Below are 21,340 nucleotides of genomic sequence, written 5' to 3' on the forward strand. Positions count from 1 at the left end.
GAACCGCATCATGACTGCCACTGTGACGCTCAACCTTATCGACACGCGCATCGCACGCCTGACCTTCAGCAACCCCACTCAGCGCAATGCCCTCAGTGCGCACTTGCTCGACAGCCTGGATGAAAGCCTGGTCACCCTCGCCGCCCAGCGCATCGGCGTGGTGATTCTCGGTGCCGACGTCGGCCAGACAGTGTGGAGCGCCGGCCATGATATTGGCGAAGTGGCCCGCGACCGCGACCCCGTTGCCTATGGCAAACCGCTGGAGCAAGTACTGCGGCGAATCCGCGCCTACCCCGGCGTGGTGATCGCGGCGATTTCGGGCTCGGCCTGGGGCGGCGCCGTCGACCTGGCCATGAGCTGCGACATGGTGGTGGCCGACCACAGCGCCAGCTTCGCCATGACCCCGGCCAACATCGGCTTGCCCTATACCACCAGCGGCCTGCTGCGATTCTTCAACAACCTGCCGATTCATGTGCTCAAGGAACTGTTCTTCTGCGCGCAGAAACTCGACGCCGAACGCGCCGAACGCTTTGGCGTGATCAACCGCCTGGTACCCACCGAGGCCCTGGAAGCCACCGCCCTGGAAATCGCCCAAGGCATCGCCGCCAAGGCGCCGTTGGCGATTCAGGCGGTGAAGGAGCAATTGCGCATTCTCGAAGACCTGCAACCCATACCCGTGCAGGCCATGGAGCAGATCGCCGAACTGCGCCGCCAGGCCTGCGCCAGTGCAGATTTTGGTGAAGGGCTGGCAGCATTTGCCGAACGTCGCCCACCGGCGTTTGAAGGGCGTTGACAGTTTTTTCATATTTGATCGTCTAGGATGCTGCGCTTCGTTGGGGAGTAACCGGCTTCTGACCCGTGCAGAAGCGTTCGTATCAACATATTCGGCAACCTGCCGTGGTACGAACACCGTTGAGGTTGGTGAGACCAGCGACACATCCATGCCTAACGTCGGGCGTGTGGTTGTGTCGTTGACTCATACAGCCCGACTGGAAGCCTTACCGTGAACCCCATTTCCCTCATTCTTCTCGCCCTTGCCATGTCCACGGACGCCTTTGCGGCGGCCATCGGCAAAGGCTCCAGCCTGCACAAACCACGCCTGACCGAAGCCCTGCGCGCCGGCTTGATCTTTGGCGTGATCGAAGCCATCACGCCGATGATCGGCTGGGCTATCGGCCATGCCGCCACGCGCTGGGTAGAAAGCTGGGACCACTGGATCGCCTTTAGCCTGCTGGTCGCGCTGGGCTTGCACATGATCTACAACGGGCTCAAGCCGGATGATGACGAGGTTGAAAAACCCACTCAGCATTCGTTCATGATCCTCGCCGTGACGGCATTTGCGACCAGCATCGACGCAATGGCGGTGGGCGTGGGCCTGGCATTTGTCGACGTGAATATTCTGCTGGCTTCAGCGGCGATAGGCCTTGCGACCATGACCATGGTGACCCTTGGCATGATGCTCGGTCGGGTGCTGGGGACGGTGGTCGGCAAGCGCGCCGAGATGGTCGGTGGCGTGGTGCTGATGCTGGTGGGTGCGACGATTTTGTATGAGCACTTGTCGGCTTAAAAAACCAAACACCAAAATGGCGGATAACTTTATGTGGGAGCCGGGCTTGCCCGCGATGGGATCACCTCGATGCAACTGAATGACCGAGGTGCCTGTATCGCAGGCAAGCCAGTTCCCACAAAAAGCAATGTGCTGCTGTGAATAGACGGCTCTATCAAGCCGCGTGGCTTTCCTTCTTCAAACTCTCCATATCAATCACGAAGCGATACTTCACATCGCCCTTGAGCATCCGCTCATACGCCTCATTGATGCCCTGGATATCGATCATCTCGATGTCCGAGACAATCTTGTGCTTGGCGCAGAAATCCAGCATGTCCTGGGTTTCCTGGATACCACCGATCAACGAGCCGGCGAGGCTGCGGCGCTTGAAGATCAGGTTGAATACCGTAGGCGACGGGTGCGGGCTGTCGGGGGCGCCGACCAGAGTCATGGTGCCGTCACGCTTGAGCAGGTTGAGGAAAGGATCAAGGTTATGCGGCGCGGCAACCGTGTTGAGGATGAAGTCCAGGCTGTTGACGACCTTGGCCATTTCGTCGGGGTTCTTCGACACCACGACCTGGTCGGCGCCCAGGCGCAGGCCATCTTCGCGTTTGTTCGGTGAGGTGGTGAACAGCGTGACATGGGCACCCATGGCATGCGCGATCTTCACCGCCATATGCCCCAGCCCGCCGAGGCCGACCACGCCGACTTTTTTGCCGGGGCCCACCTTCCAATGGTGCAACGGCGAGTAGGTGGTGATGCCGGCGCACAGCAGCGGCGCCACCGCCGCCAGGTTGACATCGTCATGGGAGATGCGCAGGACGAACTTCTCCCTGACCACGATAGTGTCCGAGTAGCCACCGAACGTGTTTTCCCCACCAAACACCGGGCCGTTGTAGGTGCCGGTAAAACCGTTCTCGCAGTATTGCTCCTCGCCTTCGGCGCAGGAGGCGCAGTGCTGGCAGCTGTCGACCATACAACCGACGCCGGCCAGGTCACCCACCTTGAATTTCGTCACGTTGGCACCGACCGCTGTCACGCGGCCGACAATCTCATGGCCGGGCACCGACGGGTACAAGGTGTTGTGCCACTCATTGCGCGCGGTGTGCAGGTCGGAGTGGCATACGCCGCAGTAGAGGATATCGATCTGGACGTCATCCGCCCCTGGCGCACGGCGCTCAAAGGTAAAGGGTTTGAGCGCATCCTTGGAATCCCGAGCGGCGTAGCTGTAAGTCTTGGCCATTTGGTTCACCTGTTGAACTGACGGTAGAGATCAGTGGACCAATATAGACGCTGAACCGTTCAACCGAGCACATCCGTACAAGCCCTTCGTCCGGTTTAACGCAATAGTGAGGCTGACATTCCCCCCCGACACGCGAGGCGTTTTCCATGAGTACATTCGTTGCCAAAGACGGTACCCAGATCTATTTCAAGGACTGGGGCAGCGGTAAACCCGTGCTGTTCAGCCATGGCTGGCCGTTGGATGCCGACATGTGGGAATACCAGATGGAATACCTGAGCAGCCGTGGCTTTCGCACCATTGCGTTCGACCGCCGTGGTTTCGGCCGTTCGGACCAGCCGTGGACCGGTAACGACTACGACACCTTCGCCGACGATATTGCCCAACTGATCGAACACCTGGACCTCAAGGACGTGACCCTGGTGGGTTTCTCCATGGGTGGCGGCGACGTGGCACGCTACATCGCACGCCATGGCACGGCTCGCGTGGCCGGCCTGGTATTGCTGGGCGCCGTAACGCCGATCTTCGGCCAGAAACCGGATTACCCGCAGGGCGTGCCGACCGAAGTGTTCGACGGCATCAAGGCCGGGCTACTGAAAGATCGCGCGCAATTCATCGCCGACTTCAACCCGACGTTCTATGGCATCAATAAGGGTCAGAAAGTCTCCGAGGGCGTACTGACCCAGACCCTGCAAATCGCGTTGCTGGCGTCGCTCAAGTCGACTGTTGATTGCGTCACCGTGTTCTCGCAAACCGACTTCCGCCCGGACATGGCCAAGATCGACGTGCCGACCCTGGTGATTCACGGTGACGGCGACCAGGTCGTACCCTTCGAGACCACCGGCAAAGTGGCAGCCGAGATGATCAAGGGCGCGCAACTGAAAGTGTACAAGGATGCGCCGCACGGTTTTGCGGCCACGCATACCCAGCAGTTGAACGAAGACTTGCTGGCGTTCCTGAAGCGCTGAAACGGCTGAACCACCCGCTCCTTGTTGGCCGGGCTTGCCCGGCCTTTTTTATCAGGCATACCGCTGGCTGAGCGCCAACCGACCCGGTCCTGCGATCAGAATACTGGTGAAGATAATCAGCAGCAGCCAGCCAAACTGCCCCTCAAACAAAGTCCATTGCGGATGCACCACCAGCAAGGCCACCCACAGCACGGCCAGGATCGGCAAGCACGCCAGGCGCGCCAGCACACCGACGATAATCAGCAGCGGGCACAGCACTTCGGCAACAATCGCCAGGCACAGCGTGACGTGGGCGCCGAGGTGAAACGGGTCTTCGATCAACGCCAATTGGTCGCTGTAGTGCAGCAGCTTGGGCAAACCATGTACCCACAACAGAAACACCGCGCCGCTGACGCGCAGAAACAACAGCCCCAGAGCCTGGTACTTTGATTCGTTCATAAATGCCTGTCCCCGTAGAATCCCCCGGCGCCTGTGCGCCGGAGCCGGTGCGATTGTGTCGGCACAAACGCCGGTAGACTTGCAGGCATGTGCTGACATGACAGCGTTCCGGTTGAATCAACGCTCGCGTACTGTGGTCCCACTCCATACGCTCCCGGTTATAGGAATTACACAATGACCCTGCCCAAAGAAATGACCCTGATCGAAATCACCGCCCCCGGCGGCCCAGAAGTCCTGCAACCACGCCGAGCCGACGTGCCCGTGGCAGGCGCTGGTGAAATCCTGATTCGCGTGCATGCCGCCGGGGTCAATCGCCCTGACGCCCTGCAGCGCGCCGGCAAGTACCCGATGAAACCCGGCATGAACCCGATCCCCGGCCTGGAAGTGGCCGGTGAAGTGGTCGCACTGGGCGATGGCGTGACCGACTACAGCCTGGGCGACAAGGTCTGCGCCCTGACCAACGGCGGTGGCTATGCGCAGTTTTGCGCCGTGCCTGCGAGCCAGGCCCTGCCGATCCCCGAGGGTATGGACTGGATTCAAGCCGCTGCCGTGCCGGAAACCTTTTTCACCGTCTGGGCCAACCTGTTCGGCCTTGGCGACGCGCACACCGGCCAGAGCGTGCTGATCCACGGTGGCACCAGCGGCATCGGCACCACCGCGCTGATGCTCTGCCGCGAGTATGGGATTCAGGCATTCGCCACCGCCGGCAGTGCCGACAAATGCGCGGCGATTGCCAAGCTGGGCGCAGAGCCCATCAACTACCGCGAGCAGGACTTCGCCGAGGTCATCGCACAGAAGACCGGCGACAAAGGCGTGAACGTGATCCTGGACATTATGGGAGCCTCGTACCTCAACAACAACCTCAAGGCCCTGGCCATGGACGGGCACCTGGTGATGCTGGGTTTCCTCGGCGGCGGCAAGGCCAATGACGTCGACCTGCTGACCATCCTCGGCAAACGCGCCGTCATCACCGGCTCGCTGCTGCGTGCACGCACCCAGGACGAAAAGGCCGCAATCGCCGAACAACTGCGCGAATACGTGTGGCCAGTGCTGTCCGCCGGGCGATGCCTGCCGATCATCGACAAAGTTTACGAATACACCGACGCCGCCCAGGCCCATGCGCGGATGGAAGGCGGCGACCACATTGGCAAGATTGTGTTGCGGGTGGAGTGATTACTCGGCGTACTCCGGGTAATCGGTGTAGCCCTGCTCCGAACCGCCGTACATGCCCTCGGCGCGCAGCGGGTTCAGCGGCCAGCCGTTGAACAGCCGCCGCGGCAAATCCGGGTTGGCAATGAACGGACGTCCGAATGCAATCAGGTCTGCCAGCCCGGCTTCCACCAGTGTTGCACCGCGTTCAGCGGTGTAACACCCGGCGTAGATGATCCGGCCACTGAAGGTGCTGCGTACCGCTTGGCGGAAGGTTTCAGGCAGGTCAGGCGCGTTGTCCCAATCGGCTTCGGCGATGGACACGTAGGCAATGCCCGACGCTTCCAGCACCTTGATCGCTTCGATGTAGGTGTGATGCGGGTCTTCTTCCACCAGGCCGATATACACGCGGTCCTGGTCGGTGCCGCTGAACAACGGTGAAAAACGCACACCAAGACGCTCCGGCCCGACGACGGCCGTCACGGCTTCGACGATCTCGCGCAAAAAGCGCAGGCGGTTGTGCAGCGAGCCGCCGTATTCATCATCACGCTGGTTGGCGTGGGCCGAGATGAACTGGTTGACCAGGTAACCATTCGCCGCGTGGATTTCCACCCCGTCAAACCCGGCGTCCAACGCATTGCGCGCGGCCTGGGCGTAATGCCCCACCAACTCCTCGATCTCAAGCACGCTTAAGGCGCGTGGCACAGGCGGCTGTTTCAGCTCGCCAACCCCAGGCCCGGTTTCGATAAAGGCCTTTGCTTGCTCTGCTGCAATAGCCGACGGCGCGACCGGTGCGGCGCCTTCTGGCTGCAGCGCGTTGTGGGACACGCGGCCGACATGCCACAGCTGGGCGAAGATCACCCCGCCGTCGGCGTGTACCGCGTCAGTCACTTTGCGCCAGCCGTCGATCTGCGCCGGGCTGTAGATACCTGGCGTCCAGGCGTAACCCTGGCCGCGCGGCTCGATCTGCGTGCCTTCGCTGACCATGAAACCGGCGGTGGCGCGCTGGCGGTAATACTCGGCCATCAAGTCGGTCGCGATATCACCCGGTTGGGCACTGCGCTGGCGCGTCAACGGCGGCAGCACAACGCGGTTGTTCAAGGTGTGGTGACCCAGTTTTATTGGGGTATTCAAACTACTTGTCATCTAAGAACTTCCAAATTCAAGGCGCGCTAACGCATTGACGGCTCTTGAGAGCCGTCAATGAATGAAGCGTTTTAATTAAGTTATGCGGTGAGTTTCAGCAGTGCTTTAGCCACATCACTGGAACTGGCAGGGTTCTGCCCGGTCACCAGCAAACCATCTTCAAGTACAAAGGATTGCCAATCGGCGCCCTTTTCATAGTGGCCGCCGAGTGCCTTGAAATCATCTTCGATCAGGAACGGCACCACATCGGTCAGGCCAACCGCAGCCTCTTCAGCGTTGGAGAAGCCGGTAACGCGACGACCCTTGACCAACGGCTCGCCATTGACGGCCTTGACGTGACGCAATGCGCCGGGCGCATGGCAGACAAAGCCGATGGGCTTGCCGGCACGCTCGAAGGACTCGATCAGCGCGATGGACGTGCTCGATTCCGCCAGGTCCCACAGCGGCCCGTGCCCACCTGGGTAAAACACGGTGTCGAAGTCATCGGCGTTGACCGTGTCCAGCTTGACGGTGTTGGCCAGGGCCTGCTGCGCAGCCGGGTCAGCGGCGAAACGTCGGGTTTGCTCGGTCTGCGCGTCAGGCTGGTCGCTGACTGGGTCCAGCGGTGGTTGGCCGCCCGCCGGAGAGGCCAGCACCAACTCGGCCCCGGCGTCCTTGAAGGTGTAATAGGGAGCCGCAAACTCTTCAAGCCAGAAGCCGGTTTTACGGCCGGTATCGCCAAGCTGGTCGTGAGAGGTCAGTACCATTAATACTTTCATTTTCCAGTGCCTCGATCGATGGGTTTCAGTAGGTGTAAGCGTCGGTGTGTGCAGGGCAACCCAACAGGTGTCGGGTCAAAAGCAGCGCCTCGTCAAACGGCGCGGATGTTCGGGTGATCTTGCTCATCACGCTGGTCCCCAGCCACAGCGCGTACAGGCGTTGGGCCAGGCGTTGCGGGGGTTGCTGAACCGTCAGCGAGCCGTCTTCGACGCCTTGCAGCAAGGCTTGCGCAAGCAAAGCAATCGTACGTGCGGTGCCTCGATCCAGGGCCAAACGCATGGGCTCTGAAAGGTCTGACACCTCGGCACCGAGTTTGACGGCAAGGCATTTGCCCGCATCGGTGCAGCCGGTCTGGTTGTCGACCCAGGTTTGCCAATAACGCATCAATTTGGCGCAGCCGGACAGTTCGGGTTGTTGAAACAGTTGCTCAATGCCCTTCACATAGTGATCGAAGTAGGTATCCAGCAAGACAACGCCGAAGGCATCTTTAGAGTTGAAGTAGTGATAAAACGAGCCTTTCGGTACGTCAGCGGCTTGAAGTATTTCGTTCAACCCCACCGCAGAAAACCCTTTGCGGCCGACAATTAATTGCGCCGTATCCAGGATCGCCTGCCTTGTACTTTTAGTGTCGTTATTCATTGTTCTTCCCGTCCGATTAGACCAGTCGTCTAGTTCGTTGAGGGAATGTTAGGCGTCGAGAAAAACTTCAACAATGTCATATCCGCAAGGTTTCCGGACATGACGCAAAGTCGGTTGCCGTTTCGCCGACACCCGCCGACAATCCCCTCTCCCGCCCCCTTGGAGAATGACGATGCACAGCGTTGCGCTGATGGTTTACCCGAACTTCCAGTCCCTGAGCCTCAGCCTGGGTTCGGTGTTCGAGTGCGCGAACCTGCTGAGGGGTGAGTCAGCCTATGAGTTCCACCTGGTTTCGGAGAGCGGCGGCGCCGTCATGACGTCCCAGGGCTTTTCGGTGAATACCACGCCCATCCGGCCGCAGGGCTATGACACGCTGATTGTCAGCGGCTATCTGGAGTTTCGTCTGCCGGAGGCCAACCTGCTGGAACTGGTAAAGGCCGCCTCCGCTCAATCACGGCGGGTCGCCTCCTTGTGCATGGGCATCTTCGTGCTGGCCGAAGCGGGCCTGCTGGAAGGCAAGCGCACCACCACCCACTGGATTCACGCGCCCGCGTTTCGCAAGCGCTACCCGGATATTCACCTGGAAGAAGACAAGTTGTTCGTGGTCGACGGCCAAGTATGGACGGGCGCCGGCATGAGCGCCGGCGTGGACCTGGCACTGGCGATGGTAGAAGCCGACCTGGGCAGCGACCTCGCCCGGCGTATTGCGCGCAAACTGGTGATTGCCCAACGTCGAGGCAGTGAGCAATCCCAATTGTCGGCCTTGTTGGAACTGGACCCCAAGTCAGACCGCGTGCAACTGGCATTGGCCTATGCCCGCGAAAACCTGACCCACGACCTGTCAGTGGAGGCCCTGGCCGATGTGGCCCGGCTCAGCCCGCGCCAGTTCAGCCGAGTGTTTCGCGAAGAAACCGGGCAAACACCCGCCAAGGCCATCGAATCGCTGCGCGTGGAAGCCGCCCGGGCAATGATGGAAACCAGCCGTCACCCGGTCGAAGTGGTGGCCCGCGAAACCGGCTTCGGTGATCGCGAGCGTATGCGCCAGGCGTTTCTGCGCGCGTTCGGGCAGCCGCCTCAGGCGATGCAGCAAGCGTTCAATGCAGCGCCGCCCGCGTAATCAAGTAATTCACCAACTGCGGGTCATCATCCAGCTCAATGGTCTGCGCCGGGCGTGGCAGGTCGTCCAGCACGGCGCGCCAGAACGCCTGGGACACTTCATCCTGATCGTAAAAACGCACCAGCCAATTGTTCTGGCCGCTGCTCAACACCTGGGTCGCGATGGCGCGGCCGATGCCTTTGCGGCGATAGCGCTTGAGGATGAACAGGTCAGCCAGTTCCAGGGCATTGATGCCGGGCAGTTCGCTGCCTTCAATCAACAGGAAGCCGGCGATATACCCATCGACCAGCAGCAGATTGGCGCTCCATAGCGGGTCCTGCCAATAACGCGTCAGGTGCTCGTCATGGATGTAGAAACGGCCGTCCGCCTCCACATCTTCCTGCTCCCAGTCCGACGACTCGTAGGCGTAGTACTGGTAAAGATTGCGGATCAGCTCAGACGCTTCGGGGCCGGTCTGGATCAATTCGACAGTGGTTTCAGGCATGAGGCTCTCGGTCAGAAAAAGCAGGGCGCCATTGTTCACAAAACACGGCGGCAGGCCAATACATTGCCTAACCTTTCTGTTTGCTGAACCGATTGCGGATTTGTCGGGGCCCGTCCAAAATCCTGAAACATTTAGAATAAACTTTGCTCGCTCTCCCCTATTTTTTCAAGGACATGTACTTTGACAAACGTCTGTTCCGCCGGCCTGGATGTGGGTTTTGCTTCCCTGGATTACCTGCAGATCTTCATCCTGGGCGTGATCCAGGGCATTACCGAACTGTTGCCCGTGTCGTCCACCGCCCACATGCGCGTGGTGCCTGCCCTGCTCGGCTGGCAAGACCCGGGCTCGGCGTTTTCGGCTGCGATGCAGTTGGCGGCGCTGGCGGCGGTGGTCAGTTACTTCTGGCGCGATGTGCGCCAGGTGACCACGGGTAGCATCAGCGCGGTGCGCCGGGGTGACTACAACGACCGGTGGTTCAAGCTGGCGGTGGCGATTGTTTTGGCGACCATCCCGATCGGGATTGCCGGGCTGGCCTTGTCCTCGACCCTCAACACCTGCAACTCGCCGTTGCGCGGCCTGATGGTGATCGGCATTTCCTGTGTCGTCATGGCGGTGTTGCTGGCAGTCGCCGAAGTGCGGGCACGCCACACGCGGGACATGAGCGAAATGCGCCTGCGCGATGCACTGATTGTCGGCATTGCACAGATTGGCGCGCTGATTCCCGGTGTCTCGCGTTCGGGCTCCACGCTGACCGCCGCACTGTTCCTCAACTTCAAACGTGAAGAAGCCGCACGCTTTTCCTTCCTGCTGGGCTTGCCGGCCATCGCCCTCGCCGGTTTGAAAGAGCTGTGGGTGCTGCTGCACGCCGACCTGCCCGCTCACGCCTGGTCGCACTTGATCTTCGGCCTGGTGGTTGCCAGCGTCTCGGCGTTCTTCGCGATCTGGGGCCTGATGAAGTTCCTGGAACGGTTCTCCACCTGGCCGTTCGTGATCTACCGCGCGCTGCTGGGGATCTTCCTGATCGTCGCAGTCAGCACCGGGCTGTTAAGTTAAGACGCATTGAGCTAAGCCGCAGGCGTGCGGTCGGCCAGCGCTCCGAGCTGGTCGGCCATACGCCCTGGCAATCGCAAAGGACGGCCCGAAGGCCGCCAGGGTGACTGCAATCAGTCCAAGTCGCTTGCGGCATGCCGCTCCGGCAACTGCTCCGCAAGTTCCCCGGAAACCCGATTCACCCTGCGCCCGCGCTGCACCGCCGGTCGCGCTTCAATCGCTTCAGCCCAACGCAGCACATGCGTGTAATCCTGCACCGAAAGGAATTCTGCCGCCCCATACAAGCGGCCTTTAACCAAGCCACCGTACCAGGGCCAAATCGCAATATCGGCGATGGTGTATTCATCCCCGGCAATGTACGCACTCACCGCCAGGCGTTGGTCCAGCACATCCAACTGGCGCTTGGTTTCCATCGCAAACCGATTGATCGGGTACTCCATCTTGCTCGGGGCATACGCATAGAAATGCCCGAAGCCCCCGCCCAGATACGGCGCGCTGCCCATCTGCCAGAACAGCCACGACAGGCACTCAGCACGGGCCGCAGGCTCAGTCGGGAAGAACGCCCCGAACTTCTCCGCCAGGTATTGCAGGATCGCACCAGACTCAAACACCCGAATCGGTGTGTCAGCGCTATGGTCCATCAATGCCGGGATCTTTGAGTTCGGGTTGACCGCCACAAACCCGCTGCCGAACTGGTCACCATCACCGATCTTGATCAGCCAGGCGTCGTATTCCGCACCGGTATGCCCCAGGGCCAACAGTTCTTCCAGCAGGATGGTGACCTTCTGCCCATTGGGCGTGGCCAGGGAATACAGTTGCAGCGGGTGCTTGCCGACCGGCAATGCCTTGTCATGGGTCGCACCGGCAATGGGCCGGTTGATGCTGGCGAAGGTGCCGCCACTTTCGGTGTCCCAGGTCCACACCTTCGGGGGTACGTAATCGGTCATGCTTAATTCTCCTTGGTTTCAATACGGTTCGACGCAGCCAATCGGGCCACGTTCCAGCCGCCACCCAGCGCCTTGATCAGGCCCACATTAGCGCTTAATTGCGGGTTTTGCAGGTGCGCCTGCGTGAACTGCACCGGGCCTGGACGTTATCGCCTCCGCGGAGTGTGCCAGCCCCTGTTGGCCAAGGACGTCTAAGCCATCGGCTGATGGCTTGTCACGCAGTGGATACCACCACCGCCCGCTGCAATCGCATTGATAACCTTGCTCCAGCCAGGGTTGCAGTTGCGGTTGATCAAACTGCTTTCGGTCATGATGCCGGTGCCCGGGCCATCAGCCAATTGCTCAGCCAGATGGCTTGCTCACGCCATTGGTAGATGCCACCATTCGTGGCCCAAACTGGGCGCTGCTGACCCATCGTGACAGCGAATATGCCCCGCAGGCGCGGCGCTTTACCGAATGGCTGCTGACCCATTTACAGGCAGACGCGACATGAGCGAACGACTCGAAGACATCCTGGCCGAGCACCTGACCGTCGTGTTTTGCGGGATCAACCCCGGCAAGGGTTCTGCCGCGGTCGGCCAGCACTTTGCCAACCGCAGCAACCGCTTCTGGCGCACCCTGCACCTGGCCGGTTTCACGCCCCATGAAATGCTTCCCGAGGACGGTCACACCTTGCTGCACTACCACTGCGGCTTGACCACTGTCGTGGAGCGCCCGACGGCGAGTGCGAGCGAGTTGGCACGGCATGAATTCAAGGAAGCGGCGACAGCGTTTGAGCAGAAAATCCGCCACTACCGGCCACGCGTCGTGGCATTTCTCGGCAAGGCCGGTTACAGCGCGCTGTCTGGCCAGCGCGAGATAGCCTGGGGCTTGCAAGCGCAATTATTGGGCGATGCGTCGGTGTGGGTGTTGCCCAACCCCAGTGGGCGCAACCTGGCGTTCAGCCTGGAGCAATTGGTGAGCGCCTATGGGCAGTTGCGTTAGGCCATTGCGCACGCCGATCAAGCGCCCTTACTCTCTTGAGCCAATGATCCTGATAGCAATGGAGGCTGCATGAAACTGGTCGGTATGCTGGATTCGCCTTACGTTCGCCGCGTGGCAATTTCCCTGGAGTTGTACGGCGTAGACTTTGTGCATGAACCCTTGTCCGTGTTCAGCACCTTCAACGAATTCGCACGGATCAACCCAGTGGTCAAGGCGCCCAGCCTGGTGCTGGAGGATGGCACGGTGCTGATGGATTCCAGCCTGATCCTGGACTATTTCGAAGCCCTCGCGCCGGCCGACAAGAAGCTTTTGCCCCAACACGCCGAGGCACGCGCCCACGCGCTGCAAGTGCTCGGGTTGGCCCTGGCAGCGTGTGAGAAAACCGTGCAGATCGTCTATGAACACCACCTGCGCCCAGCAGAAAAACTGCACGAGCCGTGGATCGAGCGCGTGACCGGGCAGTTGGTGGCGGCCTATTCGCTGCTGGAAACACACCTCGCCCAACCCACCGACGAACCGTTGACCCAGGCTGCACTGACCGCCGCTGTCGCCTGGTCGTTCACCCAACTCAAACTGCCGACGGTGCTCGAGGTCGATGCGTTTCCCAACCTGCAACGCCATGCCAGTCGGCTCGAGCAACATCCGGCCTTTCGCAACTATCCGATCGAATAACGGATCTACACCCAACCGCCATCCACAATAAAGTTCTGCGCCGAACACATCGCCGACACATCAGAGGCGAGAAACAACGCCATATTGGCGATGTGTTCCGGCAGCACACTGCCCGGCAGGCACTGGCTGCGGCTGATCAGCTCCCGGGCCGCGTCGTCTACCCACATCGCCAGTTGTTTTTCCGTCATGACCCAGCCAGGTACCAGGGTGTTGACTCGGATGCGGCTGGGGCCCAGCTCCCGTGCCAGCGCCCGCGTCATGCCATGGGCGGCGGCCTTGCTGGCCGCGTATACCGGGTAGCCCGCAGAGGCCATCATCCAGCCGACCGAGCCCAAATTGATGATTGCCCCGCCGCCGGCGTTTTTCATCATCGGCACCACCGCCTTGGCGGCGAAGAAGGCGTGCTTGAGGTTGACCGCGATCAACCTGTCGAACATCGCCGAATCAACTTCTTCCAGGGTGTGGCGCACATCATTGGCGGCGTTGTTGACCAGCACGGTGATGGGGCCGAGCGAGTGTTCGAAACGCTCTATCGCTGCCTGAAAGGCGATTTCATCGGTGATGTCGCACTGCACGAATTGCACGGTGTGCCCCTGGGAACTCAATAACGCCGCCAATCGCTCGCCCTGGCTTTGCGCGCGGTCCACAAAGCCCACCCTGGCGCCCTGCGCGGCGAAGGCCCGGACCATGAATTCGCCAATGCCCGAGGCACCTCCAGAGACCAGCACGGTCTTACCCTTAAGGTCGGGATACACAGCCTGCGGAATATTCATATAACGATTGCCTCACTCAATTAGTCTTATTTTATTTTGCAAAAAGGCAGTAAAAGGCTATAAATCTGCTGTCCCATCGACAAAATATCGCACATTAGTAGAACTATTCCACTGAAAACAACAAAAGGAAGTTCGACCATGAAGCACCCTCGTCACCTGCTTTCCGGCCTTGCCCTTTCCATGATGATTGCCAGCGGCGGTGTCCAGGCCGCAGGCCTCACCAGCGAGCAAAAACCCTTCGGCAAAACCAATGACGGCACCGCCGTCGAACAGTACGTGTTGCGCAACAGCCATGGCATGCAAGCCACGGTCATCACCTACGGCGGCGTGTTGCAGTCGCTGAAAGTACCGGATAAAAACGGCAAGGCCGAGGACGTGGTGCTCGGTTTTGACGATGTACAGGGTTACCAGGCCGGCAGCGCATTTTTTGGCGCGACCATCGGGCGCTTTGGCAACCGCCTCGCGGGCGGCGCCTTCGAACTCGACGGCAAGCACTATCAGGTACCGCTCAACGACGGCCCCAACTCGCTGCATGGCGGCGCACAGGGTTTCGACAAGCACGTGTGGCAAGCCAAGCCAGTCAAGGGCAAGGACTCGGTCGGCGTGACCCTCACCTACCTGTCCAAGGACGGCGAGATGGGCTTCCCGGGCAACCTGAAAACCGAGGTCACGTACAGCCTCAACGACAACAACGAACTGCACATCGATTACACGGCCACCACCGACAAACCCACGGTGCTCAACCTCACCAACCACAGTTACTTCAACCTCGCCGGCGCGGGTAACGGCGACATCCTCAAGCACGTCGCGACCTTGCACGCCAGCCACTACACGCCGGTGAATGCCACCTTGATTCCTACCGGCGAACTGGCGCCGGTCAAGGGCACGCCGATGGACTTCCTCAAACCCACGCCGATCGGCCAGCACATCAAGGACGACCATCCGCAGCTCAAATTCGCCGAGCCGAAACAGGGCGGGTTTGACTTCAACTGGGCGCTGGACACCCAGGGCGATATCAAAAAACTTGCCGCCGAAGTACACGACCCAGCGTCTGGCCGGCATTTACAGCTCTACACCACCGAGCCTGGCGTGCAGTTTTATACCAGCAACTTCCTCGACGGCACGGTCAAGGGCAAGGCCGGCAAGACTTACCAGCACTGGAGCGGTTTCACACTGGAGACCCAGCACTTTCCGGATGCGCCTAACCAGCCGAAGTTTGCGTCGACACGCCTGAACCCGGGCCAGACCTACAGCCAAAACACCATCCTGAAGTTCACCGCCAAGTAAACGCTGGGAGCGGGCTTGCCCGCTCCCACACTTTTGACCTTCACAGAGCCGGGCTATCCGCGTTGTTTCATGCGGTCGATGACCACGGCCAACAGCAGGATCGAACCGCGAATCACATACTGGTAAAAGGTGTCGATGTTCTTCAGGTTCATCGCATTCTCGATAATCGCCAGGATCAACACCCCCGCAATCACGTGGCGAATCATGCCCACCCCGCCACTCAACGACACCCCGCCGAGCACGCAGGCGGAAATCACCGTCAGCTCGAAACCCTGGCCAATCATCGGCTGGCCGGAGGTCATGCGTGAAGCCAGGATTACCCCCGCCAGCGCACCAATCACGCCATGCATGGCAAAGATCAGGATCTTGGTGCGGTCCACATTCACCCCGGCCAGCAACGCCGCTTCCGGGTTGCCGCCGATGGCCATGGTGTTGCGCCCATAGGTGGTGTAGTTGAGCAGCCAGCCGAAAAACAGGAAACACACGATGGTGATCAGGATCGGCACCGGCACCCCCAGCAACTGGCCGTTGCCGAAGATGAAAAACTGCTCCTGGGACACCCCCACAGCCTTGCCGTTGGCAAAGATATAGGCCAGGCCGCGCACGATCTGCATGGTTGCCAGGGTGGTAATCAACGCATTGACCCGCAGCTTGGCGATCACGATGCCGTTGATCAGGCCGACGATCAGCCCCATCAGTAGCGCTGCGCCAATGCCCAGCATCACGCTGTCGGTATCGCGCATCACGATGGCCGCCACGACCCCGGCGCAGGCAATCACCGAGCCCACCGACAAGTCGAAATGCCCCGACGCCAGGCAAAACAGCATGGTGCAGGCGGCGATACCGACCGTGGAAATTGCCAGGCCCAGCCCACGCATGTTCAGCGGCGAGAGGAAGTTGTCGATCAGCAAGGCACACAGGACAAAGATCCCTATCGCCGCCAGCAACATTGCCCAGTTATCGAGCAGCGCACGCACATCGAGGGGTTTGCGTGCCGTGGGCAACGCGTTGTGTTGGGTTGTCATCGTCATCTCTCAGTTCGCCGGGCCGCGCGGCAAGGCCAGCTGCAGCAAGTTGGATTCAGTGGCGTGTTCACGGCGTTGTTCGCCGCGCAGGGCGCCTTCGCACAGCACCAGGATGCGGTCGGAAATGCCCATGACTTCCATCAGGTCGCTGGACACCACAATCACCGCAATGCCCTGCGCCGCGAGGTGGTGGATGATCCGGTAGATCTCGGCCTTGGCACCGATGTCGATGCCACGGGTCGGCTCGTCGAGCAGCAAGACCTTCATGGGCATCGACAACCAGCGGCCCAAAATGGCCTTTTGCTGATTGCCGCCGGACAGGTACATGATTTTCTGCGCCGCGTTCGGGGTTTTGACTTTCATGGCGCTGATCTGCTGGTCGGCATTGCCCTTTTCCCAGCCCTCGCGCAGCAGCCAACCGAACGCAGAGTGGGCACCGCGTGCGCTGATATTGATGTTTTCCGCGACGCTGGCGAGCGGGATGATGCCCTCCTTCTTGCGGTCTTCCGGGCACAGCAGCACACCGGCTGCGATGGCATCGCGCGGTGAGCGCAACTGCAGTGGTTGCCCACAGAGTTGCAGGTGGCCGGCGCTGGCGCGCTCCAGCCCGCTGAGCAGCCGAAACAGCTCGGTACGCCCCGCGCCCACCAGCCCGAACAGGCCAAGAATCCCGCCCTTGCGCACCTCAAAGCTCACTGGCTCACGCAAGCCCGGGCCCAGCAGCCCCTCAACCTTGAGCGCGACTTCGCCATGTTCGCGCGCACGGTAGTCGTAGATATCCTGAATATCGCGACCGACCATGCAGGTCACCAACTGGTCATGGGTCAACGCGTTCATGTCGTCAAAGGTGCGCACGTAGCGGCCATCCTTGAACACCGTGACGGCGTTGCAGATACGGAACACTTCCTCCATGCGGTGCGACACGTAGAGCACCACTTTGCCCTCGTCACGCAGGCGCGTGATGATCGCCATCAGCCGATCGATTTCCCGTGCCGACAAGCTGCTGGTCGGCTCATCGAAAGCAATCACGCTCGCGCCACGGGACAGCGCCTTGGCGATTTCCACCAGTTGACGCTGGCCGAGGGACAGGCGACCGAGTTTTTCCTCAGGGTCGATTTCATCGGCCAGGCCTTTCAGGCACGCCAATGCCTGCTTGCGCAGAAGGCCGCGATTGACCACTCCAAAGCGTGATGGCAAATGCCCCAGAAACAGGTTCTCGGCAACCGTCATTTCCGGTACCAGATGCAATTCCTGGTGAATCACCGCGACGCCGCAGGCGATGCTGTCGGCGGCGGATTTGAACGCCATCACCTGCTCGCCAATCTGCAACGTACCGCTGCTGGGCACATAGGCCCCGCCGAGAATCTTCAGCAGCGTCGACTTGCCTGCGCCGTTTTCGCCCATCAAGGCGTGCACCTGTCCCGGGTAGGCGGTGAAGCTGATGCCGTCCAGCGCCTTGACCCCGGGAAAGGTTTTTCCGATACCGTTAAAGCACAACCGGGCAGCGGCGTTGTGTGTCTGTACTTGCGCGTGCATAACCACCTCGTCACACGGATCAGGCGGCCCCGCTGCCGGGGCCGCCGAGGAAATGCATCAGTTCCACAAACCGATTTTTTCCAGCTCCTGCTTGAAGTTCTCGCGGGTGATCAGCGTGACTTCGTCCATGGCGGTGTACTTCGGCGGTTCCTTGCCGGTGGTAACCCAGTCGAACATCATCTTCGCGGTGTTGTAGCCCTCGATGTGCGGGCTCGGCAGCATCGAGCCGAAGAAGCCGCTGTTGGGTTTCTTCAATTCGCCGATGGCGTCGGTGCCATTGATGCCGATGCCAATCACATTGGCCGCGGCAAAGCCGGCACTTTCGGTGGCGCGTACGCCGCCCAGCACGGTGTTGTCGTTCATGCCGCCGATGATCAGGTTCTTGGCGCCACTGGGCAGTTTGACCAACGCCGAATTGGTCGCGTCCATGCTGCCCGGTACGTCGAGGGTCTTGGCGGCGGTGAACAGGATATGGTCCTTGGGAATGCCGGCGTCTTCCAGGGATTTGACCGAGCCGTCGGTGCGTTTTTTACCGGTGTCGAGTTCGTTGAAGGTGTTGATCACCGCGTAGGTTTCCTTCCAGTCCCAGCCGCGTTTTTTCGCCTCAGCCGCCATCGCGGCGCCCTGCTTCTGGCCGACTTCGAAGGCCGCCATGCCCAGGTACGGCACGTCTTCCATGAAGTTGCCCTTGGCGTCGACGAAGCGATCATCCACCGCAATCACTTTCAGGCCGTTGGCCTTGGCCTTGGCAACGATGGCAGGCCCGAGGGACACGTCCGGCGGGCAGATCACAAAGCCCTTGGCGCCGTTGGCAGCCAGGCTGTCGATGGCCGACAGGGTTTTCTCGCCATCGGGCACGGCGATCTTGATCACGGTGAAACCATGCTCCTTGCCGGCTTTTTCAGCGAAGGCCCATTCGGTCTGGAACCAGGGCTCTTCGGCCTGCTTGACCAGGAAACCGATCTTCACTTCTTCAGCGGCCAGCAACAGGCCACTCAAGCTCAGGGCCGACACCGCGACAGCGGCGCAGCACAGGGAACGGATACCACGACGACGATTCATAGGGGTGACTCCTTGTTGTTGTTTTTTAAGTCTTGGGTTTAACCGGCAAAGCGGTGACAGGGTTTGCCTGGCACATCGACCTCGATGGCCAATACCGCGCCATCCAACGGATGGTCCAAGGGGCTGGCGGCGCTGGTGATATACAGCGTGGTGAGGTCGGGGCCACCAAACACGCAACTGGTGGGCCGGCTGACAGGCAGTTCGAGGATGCGGTCCACCTCACCTTCGGGCGTCAGGCGCAGCAGGCAACTGCCGTCCCAGCGCGCATTCCAGATATAGCCCTCGCGGTCCATCGCCGAGCCGTCCGGGCCGCCACGAGCATGTGGACCGAACCACACCTGTGCCGGATCGAGTTGGCCATCCGCCTGGATCGAATGCCGATACAACGTGCCGTCCATGCTGTCGCCGAAATGCACCTGGGTGCCGTCCTCGTTCCACAGCAAGGTGTTAGGAATGCCCAGGCCATGCAGCAAAGCCGTGACGTGCCCGTCGGCATCGATGCGAAACAGGCCACCGGAACGCCGCGTGATGGGCAGGTCCTCACCTTGCTCGCCGATGTTGTTCTGCATGGTGCCCAGCCACAGCCGGCCGTGAGCATCACAGCGCGCTTCGTTGCCCCGGTTGCCGGGTTGCGGGTCGGCGACACAGAGCAGGGTCAAGGCCTCTGTTGCCAGGTTCAGGCGATACACGCCGCTGCTCAACGTCACCAGCGCATCGCCGCTTTCACACGGGATGAATGCCGAAACATGCTCCGGCAACTGCCAGACCTGCAATTGCCCGCCCATCAGGCGTAGCGCCTGTTTGCCGGCGATATTGACCCAATACAGTGCCTGGGTCGGCACGTCCCAGAACGGGCCTTCGCCCAACTGCGCACGGTGCGGGGTGACTGCGGTACACGGCATGTTGCCTCCTGGAGCAGGGTTCTCAGGTACGTGTTACAGCGGGTCGCGGCAAGGCGTGCCATCCACCAGCCGCTGAATACGCAACGGGTTGGCGTTTTTCAACGCGTCGGGCAGCAGGCTATCAGGGTAATTCTGGAAGCACACCGGGCGCAGGAAACGGTCGATGGCCAGGGTACCGACCGAGGTGCCACGGGCATCGGAGGTCGCCGGGTATGGGCCACCGTGGACCATCGAATCGCACACTTCAACACCGGTTGGGTAACCGTTAAGCAGGATGCGGCCGACCTTTTGTTCCAACAACGGCGTCAGTTCAGCGAACTGCGCAAAGTCAGTGGGCTCGCCGATAATCGTCGCCGTCAGTTGCCCGTGCAGGCCGTGCAAAGCCTTGCTGAGTTGGGCCTGGTCGGCCACTTCGACAAATACGGTGGTCGGGCCAAACACTTCCTCCTGCAGCACTTCATCGCCGTCGATCAGCAAACGCACATCGGCCTTGAACACCTGCGGCTGCGCCTGATTGCCGGTTTGGGCATTACCCGCCAGGTGCTGAATACCAGGGTGTGCGAGCAGTTTTTCCAAGCCCTTGCCGTAGCTGCTCAAGGTGCCGGCGTTGAGCATGGTTTGCGCCGGTTGATCGCCGATCAGTTGTGCCACTTGCTGGGTGAATGCCGTGAACTGCGGCGAGGCGATGCCGATCACCAGGCCGGGGTTGGTGCAAAACTGCCCACAGCCCTGCACCACCGACGCGGTCAGGTCGCGGGCGACTGTTTCCGCGCGAGCCTGCAACGCCTGGGGCAACACAATCACCGGGTTGATGCTCGACATCTCGGCAAACACCGGGATCGGCTGCGGGCGGGCCGCCGCCATATCACACAGTGCGCGACCGCCCTTGAGCGAACCAGTGAAGCCGACTGCCTGGATCGCCGGGTGCTTGACCAGTGCTTCGCCGACGCCGCCGCCGAAGATCATGTTGAATACACCCGCCGGCATCTCGGTGGCCTCGGCCGCCCGAATGATTGCATCGGCGACGCGCTCGGCCGTCGCCATATGCCCGCTGTGGGCCTTGAACACCACCGGGCAACCCGCCGCCAGCGCGGCAGCGGTGTCGCCACCCGCCGTGGAAAACGCCAAGGGGAAATTGCTCGCGCCAAACACTGCGACCGGGCCGAGGCCGATACGGTATTGGCGCAAGTCCGGGCGCGGCAGCGGCTGGCGGTCGGGCAAGGCGTTGTCGATACGTGCGCCGTAGAAGTCGCCACGGCGCAACACTGTGGCAAACAAACGCATCTGCCCGCTGGTACGTCCGCGCTCGCCTTTGATACGCGCAGCCGGCAACGCGGTTTCGCGGCAGACCAACTCAATGAAATCATCACCCAGCGCCTCCAGCTCGTCGGCCACCGCGTCCAGGAATTGCGCGCGACGCGAGGCACTCAACGTGCGGTACGCCGGGTAAGCGGCGGCGGCGGCCCGGGCGGCGGCGTCGACCTCCTCGGGCGTGGCCTGGTAGAAGGCCTGGGGCAAGGATTCGCCGGTACTGGCGTCGACGCTGTTGAGCGTGACACTGCCCTTGGCACTGCGCTGGCCGCCGATGTAGTTGTGGCCGAGAAACGAGGTCATGT

Annotated in this window: 24 protein-coding genes and 1 pseudogene; 10 read left to right on the forward strand and 15 right to left on the reverse strand. The window is 61.0% G+C overall.

Annotation, left to right across the window (positions count from 1 at the left end; translation table 11 throughout):
• Window positions 1-10 precede the first annotated feature (10 nt).
• On the forward strand, window positions 11-793 hold the full coding sequence (gene scpB / locus ACI77D_RS13980) for a methylmalonyl-CoA decarboxylase (protein WP_262665062.1): 783 nt from the start codon (window positions 11-13) through the stop codon (window positions 791-793).
• Between the two features lie 210 nt (window positions 794-1,003).
• Window positions 1,004-1,567, forward strand: coding sequence for a manganese efflux pump MntP (gene mntP / locus ACI77D_RS13985; protein ID WP_407016804.1), 564 nt, complete (start codon window positions 1,004-1,006; stop codon window positions 1,565-1,567).
• Window positions 1,568-1,721: 154 nt separating this feature from the next.
• Here the strand turns inward: mntP and ACI77D_RS13990 are convergent, their stop codons facing one another.
• A complete protein-coding gene (locus ACI77D_RS13990; protein ID WP_407016805.1) occupies window positions 1,722-2,789 on the reverse strand; it encodes an NAD(P)-dependent alcohol dehydrogenase in 1,068 nt (355 codons plus the stop codon).
• A gap of 146 nt (window positions 2,790-2,935) precedes the next feature.
• Between ACI77D_RS13990 and ACI77D_RS13995 the strand changes: the two genes are divergently transcribed.
• The gene (locus tag ACI77D_RS13995; protein ID WP_128588087.1) at window positions 2,936-3,754 is read left to right on the forward strand and encodes an alpha/beta fold hydrolase; all 819 of its coding nucleotides are present in this window, start codon (window positions 2,936-2,938) and stop codon (window positions 3,752-3,754) included.
• 51 nt (window positions 3,755-3,805) lie between these two features.
• On the opposite strand, the gene ACI77D_RS14000 is transcribed toward ACI77D_RS13995, so the two are convergent.
• Entirely contained in the window at window positions 3,806-4,192 is a 387-nt protein-coding gene (locus tag ACI77D_RS14000; protein WP_064452800.1) for a DoxX family protein, read from the reverse strand.
• 174 nt (window positions 4,193-4,366) lie between these two features.
• On the opposite strand from ACI77D_RS14000, the gene ACI77D_RS14005 reads away from it, so the two are divergent.
• Window positions 4,367-5,365, forward strand: coding sequence for an NAD(P)H-quinone oxidoreductase (locus tag ACI77D_RS14005; protein WP_221294996.1), 999 nt, complete (start codon window positions 4,367-4,369; stop codon window positions 5,363-5,365).
• Here ACI77D_RS14005 and ACI77D_RS14010 read toward each other — a convergent pair whose 3' ends face one another.
• The 3 genes from ACI77D_RS14010 to ACI77D_RS14020 all read right to left on the reverse strand — a co-directional run bounded on the left by ACI77D_RS14010 (window position 5,366) and on the right by ACI77D_RS14020 (window position 7,885).
• A complete protein-coding gene (locus ACI77D_RS14010) occupies window positions 5,366-6,487 on the reverse strand; it encodes an alkene reductase (RefSeq protein ID WP_407016806.1) in 1,122 nt (373 codons plus the stop codon).
• Window positions 6,488-6,567: 80 nt separating this feature from the next.
• Window positions 6,568-7,245, reverse strand: coding sequence for a type 1 glutamine amidotransferase domain-containing protein (locus ACI77D_RS14015; RefSeq protein ID WP_128588082.1), 678 nt, complete (start codon window positions 7,243-7,245; stop codon window positions 6,568-6,570).
• 25 nt (window positions 7,246-7,270) lie between these two features.
• Window positions 7,271-7,885: a TetR/AcrR family transcriptional regulator gene (locus tag ACI77D_RS14020; protein ID WP_064452804.1), complete on the reverse strand. Its 615-nt coding sequence runs from the start codon at window positions 7,883-7,885 to the stop codon at window positions 7,271-7,273.
• A 172-nt stretch (window positions 7,886-8,057) separates the two neighbouring features.
• On the opposite strand from ACI77D_RS14020, the gene ACI77D_RS14025 reads away from it, so the two are divergent.
• Window positions 8,058-9,002 (forward strand): GlxA family transcriptional regulator, encoded by a 945-nt coding sequence (locus ACI77D_RS14025; RefSeq protein WP_064452805.1) that lies wholly within the window; start codon window positions 8,058-8,060, stop codon window positions 9,000-9,002.
• Here the strand turns inward: ACI77D_RS14025 and ACI77D_RS14030 are convergent.
• Window positions 8,980-9,486, reverse strand: coding sequence for a GNAT family N-acetyltransferase (locus tag ACI77D_RS14030; protein ID WP_237140851.1), 507 nt, complete (start codon window positions 9,484-9,486; stop codon window positions 8,980-8,982). The genes ACI77D_RS14025 and ACI77D_RS14030 overlap by 23 nt on opposite strands.
• A gap of 180 nt (window positions 9,487-9,666) precedes the next feature.
• On the opposite strand from ACI77D_RS14030, the gene ACI77D_RS14035 reads away from it, so the two are divergent.
• Window positions 9,667-10,539 (forward strand): undecaprenyl-diphosphate phosphatase, encoded by an 873-nt coding sequence (locus ACI77D_RS14035; protein ID WP_064452807.1) that lies wholly within the window; start codon window positions 9,667-9,669, stop codon window positions 10,537-10,539.
• A gap of 110 nt (window positions 10,540-10,649) precedes the next feature.
• On the opposite strand, the gene yghU is transcribed toward ACI77D_RS14035, so the two are convergent.
• From yghU to ACI77D_RS14050, 3 genes are read right to left on the reverse strand one after another with little or no spacing between them, the layout of a single operon-like run.
• A complete protein-coding gene (gene yghU / locus ACI77D_RS14040; RefSeq protein WP_407016807.1) occupies window positions 10,650-11,483 on the reverse strand; it encodes a glutathione-dependent disulfide-bond oxidoreductase in 834 nt (277 codons plus the stop codon).
• A gap of 2 nt (window positions 11,484-11,485) precedes the next feature.
• Window positions 11,486-11,617 (reverse strand): hypothetical protein, encoded by a 132-nt coding sequence (locus ACI77D_RS14045; RefSeq protein WP_257784278.1) that lies wholly within the window; start codon window positions 11,615-11,617, stop codon window positions 11,486-11,488.
• 57 nt (window positions 11,618-11,674) lie between these two features.
• Window positions 11,675-11,794, reverse strand: a complete 120-nt coding sequence (locus ACI77D_RS14050) for an agmatine deiminase family protein (RefSeq protein ID WP_167353704.1) — start codon at window positions 11,792-11,794, stop codon at window positions 11,675-11,677.
• 29 nt (window positions 11,795-11,823) lie between these two features.
• On the opposite strand from ACI77D_RS14050, the pseudogene ACI77D_RS14055 reads away from it, so the two are divergent.
• From ACI77D_RS14055 to ACI77D_RS14065, 3 genes and pseudogenes are all read left to right on the forward strand, one after another.
• Window positions 11,824-11,976 (forward strand): annotated as a pseudogene (locus ACI77D_RS14055) (LysR family transcriptional regulator); the annotation flags it as partial.
• Window positions 11,973-12,467 carry a G/U mismatch-specific DNA glycosylase gene (gene mug, locus ACI77D_RS14060; protein ID WP_407016808.1) on the forward strand — a complete coding sequence of 165 codons (495 nt, stop codon included), beginning with the start codon at window positions 11,973-11,975 and terminating at the stop codon, window positions 12,465-12,467. The pseudogene ACI77D_RS14055 and the gene mug, both read left to right, overlap by 4 nt.
• 69 nt (window positions 12,468-12,536) lie before the next feature.
• Entirely contained in the window at window positions 12,537-13,139 is a 603-nt protein-coding gene (locus tag ACI77D_RS14065; protein ID WP_221295001.1) for a glutathione S-transferase, read from the forward strand.
• A 5-nt stretch (window positions 13,140-13,144) separates the two neighbouring features.
• Here the strand turns inward: ACI77D_RS14065 and ACI77D_RS14070 are convergent, their stop codons facing one another.
• Window positions 13,145-13,912: an SDR family NAD(P)-dependent oxidoreductase gene (locus tag ACI77D_RS14070; RefSeq protein WP_407016809.1), complete on the reverse strand. Its 768-nt coding sequence runs from the start codon at window positions 13,910-13,912 to the stop codon at window positions 13,145-13,147.
• 138 nt (window positions 13,913-14,050) lie between these two features.
• Here ACI77D_RS14070 and ACI77D_RS14075 point away from each other — a divergent pair, with 138 nt between their 5' ends.
• Window positions 14,051-15,199, forward strand: coding sequence for an aldose epimerase family protein (locus ACI77D_RS14075; protein ID WP_064452812.1), 1,149 nt, complete (start codon window positions 14,051-14,053; stop codon window positions 15,197-15,199).
• Window positions 15,200-15,252: 53 nt separating this feature from the next.
• Here the strand turns inward: ACI77D_RS14075 and araH are convergent, their stop codons facing one another.
• The 5 genes from araH to ACI77D_RS14100 are packed head-to-tail and all read right to left on the reverse strand — an operon-like array spanning window position 15,253 to window position 21,338.
• Entirely contained in the window at window positions 15,253-16,224 is a 972-nt protein-coding gene (gene araH / locus ACI77D_RS14080) for an L-arabinose ABC transporter permease AraH (protein WP_064452813.1), read from the reverse strand.
• A gap of 9 nt (window positions 16,225-16,233) precedes the next feature.
• Window positions 16,234-17,760 carry an L-arabinose ABC transporter ATP-binding protein AraG gene (araG, locus tag ACI77D_RS14085; protein WP_407016810.1) on the reverse strand — a complete coding sequence of 509 codons (1,527 nt, stop codon included), beginning with the start codon at window positions 17,758-17,760 and terminating at the stop codon, window positions 16,234-16,236.
• A 57-nt stretch (window positions 17,761-17,817) separates the two neighbouring features.
• Window positions 17,818-18,822: a substrate-binding domain-containing protein gene (locus ACI77D_RS14090; RefSeq protein ID WP_064452815.1), complete on the reverse strand. Its 1,005-nt coding sequence runs from the start codon at window positions 18,820-18,822 to the stop codon at window positions 17,818-17,820.
• Between the two features lie 38 nt (window positions 18,823-18,860).
• A complete protein-coding gene (locus ACI77D_RS14095) occupies window positions 18,861-19,724 on the reverse strand; it encodes an SMP-30/gluconolactonase/LRE family protein (protein ID WP_407016811.1) in 864 nt (287 codons plus the stop codon).
• A gap of 33 nt (window positions 19,725-19,757) precedes the next feature.
• Window positions 19,758-21,338: an aldehyde dehydrogenase (NADP(+)) gene (locus tag ACI77D_RS14100; protein ID WP_064452817.1), complete on the reverse strand. Its 1,581-nt coding sequence runs from the start codon at window positions 21,336-21,338 to the stop codon at window positions 19,758-19,760.
• Window positions 21,339-21,340: the final 2 nt, after the last annotated feature.

The sequence above is a fragment of the Pseudomonas sp. O39 genome, assembly GCF_045447295.1.
Taxonomy (GTDB): Bacteria; Pseudomonadota; Gammaproteobacteria; order Pseudomonadales; family Pseudomonadaceae; genus Aquipseudomonas; species Aquipseudomonas antarctica_A.

Bases quoted from the DNA above. Each gene is read 5' to 3' on its own strand.
- scpB (WP_262665062.1), top strand. From the start codon at position 11: ATGACTGCCACTGTGACGCTCAACCTTATCGACACGCGCATCGCACGC.
- ACI77D_RS13990 (WP_407016805.1), bottom strand. From the start codon at position 2,789: ATGGCCAAGACTTACAGCTACGCCGCTCGGGATTCCAAGGATGCGCTC.
- ACI77D_RS13995 (WP_128588087.1), top strand. From the start codon at position 2,936: ATGAGTACATTCGTTGCCAAAGACGGTACCCAGATCTATTTCAAGGAC.
- ACI77D_RS14000 (WP_064452800.1), bottom strand. From the start codon at position 4,192: ATGAACGAATCAAAGTACCAGGCTCTGGGGCTGTTGTTTCTGCGCGTC.
- ACI77D_RS14005 (WP_221294996.1), top strand. From the start codon at position 4,367: ATGACCCTGCCCAAAGAAATGACCCTGATCGAAATCACCGCCCCCGGC.
- ACI77D_RS14010 (WP_407016806.1), bottom strand. From the start codon at position 6,487: ATGACAAGTAGTTTGAATACCCCAATAAAACTGGGTCACCACACCTTG.
- ACI77D_RS14015 (WP_128588082.1), bottom strand. From the start codon at position 7,245: ATGAAAGTATTAATGGTACTGACCTCTCACGACCAGCTTGGCGATACC.
- ACI77D_RS14020 (WP_064452804.1), bottom strand. From the start codon at position 7,885: ATGAATAACGACACTAAAAGTACAAGGCAGGCGATCCTGGATACGGCG.
- ACI77D_RS14025 (WP_064452805.1), top strand. From the start codon at position 8,058: ATGCACAGCGTTGCGCTGATGGTTTACCCGAACTTCCAGTCCCTGAGC.
- ACI77D_RS14030 (WP_237140851.1), bottom strand. From the start codon at position 9,486: ATGCCTGAAACCACTGTCGAATTGATCCAGACCGGCCCCGAAGCGTCT.
- yghU (WP_407016807.1), bottom strand. From the start codon at position 11,483: ATGACCGATTACGTACCCCCGAAGGTGTGGACCTGGGACACCGAAAGT.
- ACI77D_RS14050 (WP_167353704.1), bottom strand. From the start codon at position 11,794: ATGACCGAAAGCAGTTTGATCAACCGCAACTGCAACCCTGGCTGGAGC.
- mug (WP_407016808.1), top strand. From the start codon at position 11,973: ATGAGCGAACGACTCGAAGACATCCTGGCCGAGCACCTGACCGTCGTG.
- ACI77D_RS14065 (WP_221295001.1), top strand. From the start codon at position 12,537: ATGAAACTGGTCGGTATGCTGGATTCGCCTTACGTTCGCCGCGTGGCA.
- ACI77D_RS14070 (WP_407016809.1), bottom strand. From the start codon at position 13,912: ATGAATATTCCGCAGGCTGTGTATCCCGACCTTAAGGGTAAGACCGTG.
- ACI77D_RS14075 (WP_064452812.1), top strand. From the start codon at position 14,051: ATGAAGCACCCTCGTCACCTGCTTTCCGGCCTTGCCCTTTCCATGATG.
- araH (WP_064452813.1), bottom strand. From the start codon at position 16,224: ATGACAACCCAACACAACGCGTTGCCCACGGCACGCAAACCCCTCGAT.
- araG (WP_407016810.1), bottom strand. From the start codon at position 17,760: ATGCACGCGCAAGTACAGACACACAACGCCGCTGCCCGGTTGTGCTTT.
- ACI77D_RS14090 (WP_064452815.1), bottom strand. From the start codon at position 18,822: ATGAATCGTCGTCGTGGTATCCGTTCCCTGTGCTGCGCCGCTGTCGCG.
- ACI77D_RS14095 (WP_407016811.1), bottom strand. From the start codon at position 19,724: ATGCCGTGTACCGCAGTCACCCCGCACCGTGCGCAGTTGGGCGAAGGC.
- ACI77D_RS14100 (WP_064452817.1), bottom strand. From the start codon at position 21,338: ATGACCTCGTTTCTCGGCCACAACTACATCGGCGGCCAGCGCAGTGCC.